Annotated in this window: 1 protein-coding gene; it reads right to left on the bottom strand. The window is 53.2% G+C overall.

The features are described 5' to 3' along the window. Positions 1–254 precede the first annotated feature (254 nt). Positions 255–457, bottom strand: a 203-nt coding sequence (locus P0D70_RS36850; RefSeq protein WP_408188138.1) for a hypothetical protein, incomplete at its 5' end; no start/stop codon positions are given.

The following is a 457-nucleotide window of genomic DNA, read 5'->3' as shown; positions in this document are numbered from 1 at the left end:
ATTATGTAAACTTGCTAATCACCCGTTGACTGTTCACTTCGGCCCGGCACTCGATCGGCCATAAGTGCTCGTACGTAAAGTTGTCATGTAAGGCTACGCAATCGCGTCCGGGAAATCGCAATCCCCTGTTTTTGCACTGTGCGGACAGCTTTACGTCTTTTCCGCGCTCCAGAAATTTCAAGCGCTTTGTGCGGATGCTTTTGCGTAGCGTTAGTCGATACGTGCTCAATTCGGGCGCTCCATGATGTCGCGGCTCATCGTTTTTTTCCGGATCCGGTTTTTCGCGCATCCATCCACGCCAACCATCCGCGGCGATATGCCCGGGCGTCAGCCAAAGCATGATGAAGCCTTTGGTCGGTTTCATAGTAAGCGGCGACAGACCGGTCATACACCGTTGTATCGATCAATGGCCGCAGATCAAAATAGGCCGGCGCCAGATTAACGGGACGTGGCGAAC

The sequence above is a fragment of the Paraburkholderia sp. RL17-381-BIF-C genome (assembly GCF_046026435.1).
In the GTDB taxonomy this organism is placed as follows: Bacteria; Pseudomonadota; Gammaproteobacteria; order Burkholderiales; family Burkholderiaceae; genus Paraburkholderia.
Note: the sequence above shows the minus strand (reverse complement) of the source record. Positions and strands in the feature narration are given on the sequence as shown.